This window comes from Candidatus Hydrogenedentota bacterium (genome assembly GCA_019695095.1).
Lineage (GTDB): Bacteria > Hydrogenedentota > Hydrogenedentia > Hydrogenedentales > SLHB01 > JAIBAQ01.
This window is the reverse complement of the sequence record JAIBAQ010000306.1, coordinates 1-4,808: the sequence shown is the minus strand read 5'-3', so window position 1 is coordinate 4,808 and position 4,808 is coordinate 1. Positions and strand designations below refer to the sequence as shown.

The following is a 4,808-nucleotide window of genomic DNA, read 5'->3' as shown; positions in this document are numbered from 1 at the left end:
CCCGCGACTCCCGAACCCAGCAGCATGCGGCGCGACAAGTCGAGCGGCGCAACCTCCTGTTTCTTCCACGGTGGGAAGAGTTCGAAGGTGCCCGCTCCCCAGTTGCAGCGCGCCGCGCAGTTCAGACACATCATGCATTCGGAAGGCTGCCATTCTTCAGGCTTGTCGGGGTCCGCCGCACCCTGACAGTTCGTCTTGCAGAGGCCGCATTGACGGCAGTCTTCCGCATTCTTCACGAGCCGCACCAGCGGCCTGCGCGCAAACAACCCCAGCATCGCGCCCAGTGGGCAGAGGTACCGGCACCAGAAACGCTTGCGCACGAGGTTCAGAAGCACTATGGCCGCGAATATCGCGACGATTAGCGTGCTTCCTTCAAATGATTGTCTGGATTCGATGAACACGTGCTTGCGAAGGAATTGATACACGGGTTCCGTTAGGCTTGTTACATGGACGGGTCCTGCGTGCGGATCCGCGTGGTAGATCGCCGTCGCCCCTTCTTCGACCGCGTACTGTGTGCCCGGAAGCAGGGCCGTTGCCGTGCTGCGATACAGAATGGAGAAGGGGTCCAGATAGCCGATAGCGTGCGATCCGAAGAGGGCCATTACGAGCATCGCGGCGAGAATGTAGTATTTTGTGCGATGCCAGGGCGTCCATTGCTCGGTGGATACGAGCACGTTCGCAGGTGGCTTTCGAAGCGCGCTCATCATGGTGTTGATGGTGCCCAACGGACAAATCCACCCGCAGAACACGCGCCCAAATAGCAGCGTCAACACGAGCGTTGCGCAGGCAAACAGAAGGGCCAGCGGAAGTGCGTGCGCGGCGAGGGCCGTTGCCGCCATCACGAGCGGGTCGAAAAGAAAGAACCCTCCGAGCAACGCGCTCGGTTGTCCCGATTCGGGGTGGCGCGCCGCCACGAGGGTCCACAGGAAGAACAACAAGAATCCGCCCTGAGACGCCCGCCGGACCCAGCGCACTGCTTTGATCCGGCTTTGGTATGTCACGCGACCGTCAGCTCCTTCGGATTAAGGGACTTGTAGTCCATCGTTCCCAGTCCCGCTGCCTGTCCAGCCACCACCGACGAGATATCTTCGGGTTTGAACTCAAGCAGAGTAGCCCCGAACGCGTCCAACGCGACGATGTCCGTGCCCGCGGCAACGGTGTCCATTCGCTTCACGTCGGCCGGATTCCCCCCGGTCGGGCCATTTGCAGTCAGAATTCGAATCGCATCCACGACGCACAGACGTGGCTTCATGAATTTCGTAATGTCGCACAGACAATCCGAAAGGTTCTGATGCCACTTCTGACGGTCGTTGGCTATCCCCATGTAGTTCTTCATGCACAGGGTCATCTTCGCGATGCTGTGCGTCTTCACCACCGGCGCGTTAATCACAAGGTCCGCCTCAACGATCTCCGGGTATACCGGCCAATTCTTGAGGATTTTGCCCCCTACATTCATCTCGCGGAAGCGCGACTCGTCCAGGAACACGATTTCCGCCCCCGCCTTTTCGGCTGCGTCCGCGATGCCGCTGCTCTTGTAGGCAAGCTTTGCTTCGTGGCACGGGAAGTCCCCAACCTTCACCTTTCCCGCCCCCGCCTCAAAGCACATCTTCACCAATGTCGCAATCACGTCCGGGTTCGTGTTCGCAGCCAAATCCGGCGTCCTGTCCCACGCCATATTTGGCTTCATCCACACCACGTCTCCACTCTTAACGAAACGCTTCATTCCCCCAAGAGCCTCAATGGCCTGCGTCGTCAACTGCACGGCCATCGCTTGGATCGCCTCCGCCTCCTGCGGCGAAGTTGTGCATCGTGCGATTGCCATGGACGCCGGCTCGGCCGCTTGGCCGAGTGCACGCGGTCCTACCGCCAGCGCGCCGCCCGCCGCAGCCGTCAACTTCAAGAACCCTCGACGTGTCTGCATGCCTTTCGTCCTCCTACTGTGTCTCGTCGGAAGCGACGCCGACCGCGTTTACCCCCGGCCGGCGTCGAAATCTATCGTTCAAAGCACATCCGTTCGTGTGCGAAGAAAGCGCAAACCCCGTGCCAGCGCAGTCTTTTGAAGGTGCTGGTCTCAAAACAAACAGTTCCAATACCTTACGACGTGGCAGAATGTCTTATGCATGGACACAGACCATCTTTTAGGACACTCCTGTCCCGAGCACTATTCACACCTGTCCTGAGAGGCTGCCCCAATAGTGTTTCCGAGCTGCTGAAGGTATGGCAGGTCACCCCCAATTCACCCCCGGACAATTTGTCCCCGGACTCTTGACACGGCCAGTGCCATATGGTAGCATTGCCGGTTGTTAGCACTCGACACCCAGGAGTGCTAACACTATCCCGCTAACTATAACCGGGTCAAAAGGTTTTTAGAAGGAGATTTGCACTATGGCCAAACAATTGGCGTTCGACCAGGAAGCCCGCGCGGCTTTGATTCGCGGAGCCGATGTGCTCGCGAATGCCGTCAAAGCGACGCTCGGTCCCAAGGGACGCAACGTGTTGCTTGAGAAATCGTTCGGCGCTCCCAACATCACCAAAGACGGCGTTACCGTCGCGAAGGAAGTCGAACTCAAGAACCCCTACGAGAACATGGGCGCGCGCATGGTTCGCGAAGCCGCGACCAAGACGCAGGACGTCGCCGGAGACGGCACGACGACTGCGACCGTTCTTGCCCAGGCGATGCTTCATGAAGGCCTCCGCCACGTGACCGCCGGCGCAAATCCGATGCACCTTAAGCGCGGCATGGACAAGGCCATGGAAGCCGTTGTCGAAGCCGTTAAGGCCGCCAGCAAGAAGGTTCGTAACAGCGACGACATCACGCACGTGGCCACCATCTCCGCCAACGGCGACAAAGAGATTGGGCAGATGATTGCCGAAGCCATCGCGAAGGTTGGAGAAGACGGCGTCGTTACCATCGAAGAGGGCAAGGGCCTCAATAGCGAGCTGGAAATTGTCGACGGTATGCAGTTTGACCGCGGTTTCCTGTCGCCGTATTTCGTGACCTCGCCCGAGAATATGACAGCGACTCTTGAAGACTGCTACGTACTTGCGTACGAGAAGAAGATCAGCTCTCTCAATGACATCGTCCCGCTGTTGCAGCAGACTGCCCAGAGCGGCAGGCCATTGCTGATCATCGCCGAGGACGTGGAAGGCGAAGCTCTCGCGACGCTCGTCGTGAACCGGTTGCGCGGCATTCTCAACGTGTGCGCCGTGAAGGCGCCGGCGTTCGGCGATCGCCGCAAAGAAATCCTGCGCGACATCTCGATTCTTACGGGCGGTACGTACATCTCCGAAGAGCTCGGCACGAAGCTTGAGAACATCACGCTGAAGGATCTCGGTAAGGCCAAGCGCATCGAAGTGAACAAGGACAACACGACGATCGTCCAGGGTGGTGGAAGCAAGAAAGAGATTCTTGCCCGTTGCGAAACCATCCGCAAAGCCATCGAAGCGACCACGTCGGATTATGACCGCGAAAAGTTGCAGGAACGTCTTGCGAAACTCGCGGGCGGCGTTGCGGTGATTAAGGTTGGCGCGGCCACCGAAATCGAGCTCAAGGAGAAGAAGGCCCGCACGGATGACGCCCTGAACGCGACCCGCGCTGCCATCGAAGAAGGGTTCGTTCCTGGCGGCGGTATTGCGCTTCTGGGCGCTCGCCAGGCTGCAAAGACCGTCAAACTGAAGGGCGACTTCGCCACCGGCGCCAACATCGTTTACAACGCATGCGCCGCGCCCCTGTGGCAGATCGCCGCGAATGCCGGACTTGAAGGTTCGGTAGTCGTCGCCGATGTCGAGGCATCCAAGGCGGGTGTCGGCCTTAACGCCGCGACCGGCGACATGGAAGACCTCGTCAAAGCCGGTATCATCGACCCGGCCAAGGTGCTGACCACCGCGCTTCGTAACGCCGTCAGCGTCGCGGGCATCTTCATCACGACTGAATGCGTCGTCGCCGACATTCCGAAGAAGGAGCCTGCGGCTCCCGCCGGCCCGCCTCACGGCGGTATGGGCGGCATGGGCGGCATGATGTAGTCCGTTCCCGCTGTGCCTTGAGCATAAGCGGGTTCCCATATACCCTTATCGAAGGGAGAACTCATCAGGGTTCTCCCTTCGACGCATTTAAGTCACTCCGTTGGTGTCCGGCGTGAACGCAGGGCCAAGATGCCATGATGCGGGGAATCGGCCACCTTGCTCGGGTGTTTATGACCGGGGACTCCAATGCGTATTGGATAGGCCTCGCATCGGCTCCCTCGTGACATAGGCGATAAAGGAGGTTCTTCATGAAGCATGTAGCAGCGATTACCAAGACCCCGGCCAAGGCATTTCTCGACCACCCCACGTGGTACGACAGCCTATTCGGCTTCTGGCGCGACCCGGCAGGCGTTATTGCCGCGCACAAGGGACTTGGCAAGGTCCAGGCGGTAGCCCAGGCCGACTAGTACCGCCCGGTGAAGAATTGCGGCGGCTTTCAGTTCTATCGAACGGGAAGCCGCTTTCCTTTTATCGTTGGGAGACTGGCCGGAAGAGACGGCCGGTCGTAAGAAGTGGGAAACCTGACGGTCACAGTGGGGTCGCTCACACAACGAAGAACCCTCTTGACCAGTACGCAACGAGCACATAAAATGGCTTCGAAGCAAGGCCGTTGGTACAAAAAGGAGGATTTCCATGAAGCACCTTGATGCAATCACTAAGATCCCAGCGAAGGCTCTTCTCGATCATCCCACGTGGTATGACAGCCTATTCGGTTTCTGGCGCGATCCGGCTGGCGTAATCAGCGCACATCTAGGACTCGGCAAGAAAACGATGACCGCGACCCT

General features: G+C 59.0%; 4 protein-coding genes. 2 read left to right on the top strand and 2 right to left on the bottom strand.

The window, feature by feature from the left end:
* Positions 1-1,001, bottom strand: a 1,001-nt coding sequence (locus K1Y02_25355; protein ID MBX7259708.1) for a 4Fe-4S binding protein, incomplete at its 3' end; no start/stop codon positions are given.
* The gene (locus K1Y02_25350; GenBank protein MBX7259707.1) at positions 998-1,921 is read right to left on the bottom strand and encodes a DUF362 domain-containing protein; all 924 of its coding nucleotides are present in this window, start codon (positions 1,919-1,921) and stop codon (positions 998-1,000) included. The genes K1Y02_25355 and K1Y02_25350, both read right to left, overlap by 4 nt.
* 464 nt (positions 1,922-2,385) lie before the next feature.
* Here K1Y02_25350 and groL point away from each other — a divergent pair, with 464 nt between their 5' ends.
* Positions 2,386-4,023 (top strand): chaperonin GroEL, encoded by a 1,638-nt coding sequence (gene groL, locus K1Y02_25345; protein MBX7259706.1) that lies wholly within the window; start codon positions 2,386-2,388, stop codon positions 4,021-4,023.
* 248 nt (positions 4,024-4,271) lie between these two features.
* On the top strand, positions 4,272-4,430 hold the full coding sequence (locus K1Y02_25340; protein ID MBX7259705.1) for a hypothetical protein: 159 nt from the start codon (positions 4,272-4,274) through the stop codon (positions 4,428-4,430).
* Positions 4,431-4,808 lie beyond the last annotated feature (378 nt).